The sequence below is a fragment of the Halorubrum sp. Ea1 genome (genome assembly GCF_002252965.1).
Taxonomy (GTDB): Archaea; Halobacteriota; Halobacteria; order Halobacteriales; family Haloferacaceae; genus Halorubrum.
This window is the reverse complement of sequence record NZ_NHPG01000070.1, coordinates 1-1,693: the sequence shown is the minus strand read 5'-3', so window position 1 is coordinate 1,693 and position 1,693 is coordinate 1. Positions and strand designations below refer to the sequence as shown.

Genomic DNA, 1,693 nt, shown 5'->3' with positions numbered 1-1,693 from the left:
TCTCAGCGCTGAGAACCGCGGGGGAGCCGTTAAGTGATCGCTGTACCCCGCTTCAGACAACAATGGCAACGCGCGTGCTTATCGCGGACGACTCGGAGTTCATGCGGAACCTCCTTCGGGAGATCCTCGAGGGGGAGTTCGAGATCGTCGGCGAGGCCGAAAACGGCGTCGAGGCGGTCAACATGTACGAGGAACACGGCCCGGACCTCGTGATGATGGACATCGTGATGCCGATCCGCGACGGGATCGAGGCGACGACGGAGATCTTGAGCGACAACCCGGAGGCGACGGTGATCATGTGTACAAGCGTGGGCCAAGAGGAGAAGATGAAGGCCGCCATCAAGGCCGGCGCGGAGGGGTACATCACGAAGCCGTTCCAGAAGCCGAACGTGCTCGACGCCATCGGATCGGCGGTATAATGCGGGTCGACGTGCGTGCGCTCGGCGCGTGCAACCGCCTGGCGGAACGCGGGGCCGAGCAGGCCGCCGGCGCGCTCGCCGACCTCACGGGGACCGACCTCGCGGTCGAGGTCACGGGCGCGAGCGTCGCCAGCGGCGAGGACCTCGCCGAGGCGTTCGCGGGTCGCGAGTCGATCGGCGTGAGCGTCGGACTCCGCGGCGGGCTGGACGGCGAGACGGTGCTGGCGTTCGACGCCGCCAACGTCGACGCCCTGCTCTCGCTGCTCCCCGGCGGCGCGTCGATGGAGCGCAGCGCGGTGACCGAGGTCGGCAACATCGCGCTCGGCGGCTTCCTCGACGGCTGGGCGAACTACCTCGGGAAGGCGATCGACATGACACCGCCGCGCTACTTCGAGGCCGACGGCGCGGCCGTCCTCCCGGACGGGGCGCTGGCCGGCGACGGCGTGTTCCTCTTCGAGAGCCGGCTGGACGCGACGACGACGGACCTCGACTTCTCGATCTACATGCTGCCCGACTCCGGTCCCTTCCGCGACCTCATCGTCGGGAAGACGGCGCCGGCGGCGACGGCGGGGGCCGAGGCGACGGGAGACGGCGGACCGGGGGCCGGAGCCGCCGGCGAGGGCGGGAGCACCGCGGTCCCGTACGAGTCGCTGTCGACGTTCGCGTCGCTGGCGAAGCGCGGCTCGGCGAACGCCGCCGACAACATCGCGATGATGACCGGCCTCGACACGACCGTCGACGTGAGCCGCCTCCGGTTCGTCCCGCTCGCGGACGTGCCCGCGGAGGTCGGCGTCGAGCCCCACGCCGGCACCGTCTTCGAGTTGCAGGGGGAGCCGAGCGGCTACCTCGCGATACTCTTCGAGGAGGAGTCGGCCGCGGCGATCGCGGAGTCGATGCTCCCGACCGAGCCGGACGAGCCCCTCGGCGGGATGGCGGAGAACGCGCTCTGCGAGCTCGGCAACGTGATGACGAGCGGGTTCATCGACGGCTGGGCGAACGTGCTCGGCACCTCGATCAGCCACTCGCCGCCGGAGTTCGTCCACGACATCGGCTCGGCGACGATCAGCCCGCTGGTCGCCAAGCTCAGCCGCCGGCAGGACTACGGGTTCGTGATCGACGCCGCGATCCAGACGGAGGGCGTGCAGGCGCGCTGCGACGTGTACGCGCTCCCGGACGAGCGCGAACTGGCCCGGGCCCTCGACCGCCTCTCAGAGACGTGAGCCACCCCTCGTCGTCCCGCGGTCGCGGGTCGCGAGACCGCGGGACGACGAGGG

General features: G+C 70.6%; 2 protein-coding genes. Both read left to right on the top strand.

Annotated elements, in window-relative coordinates:
- Positions 1-62 precede the first annotated feature (62 nt).
- Positions 63-419, top strand: a complete 357-nt coding sequence (cheY, locus tag DJ73_RS09225) for a chemotaxis protein CheY (RefSeq protein WP_094557824.1) — start codon at positions 63-65, stop codon at positions 417-419.
- Complete coding sequence (locus tag DJ73_RS09220; protein WP_094557823.1) at positions 419-1,639, top strand: chemotaxis protein CheC; 1,221 nt, start codon at positions 419-421, stop codon at positions 1,637-1,639. The genes cheY and DJ73_RS09220 overlap by 1 nt, the downstream gene beginning before the upstream one ends.
- Positions 1,640-1,693 lie beyond the last annotated feature (54 nt).

What these genes read in the sequence shown, in the direction of transcription:
- DJ73_RS09220 (WP_094557823.1), top strand. Translation starts at nt 419, where the DNA reads ATGCGGGTCGACGTGCGTGCGCTCGGCGCGTGCAACCGCCTGGCGGAA.
- cheY (WP_094557824.1), top strand. Translation starts at nt 63, where the DNA reads ATGGCAACGCGCGTGCTTATCGCGGACGACTCGGAGTTCATGCGGAAC.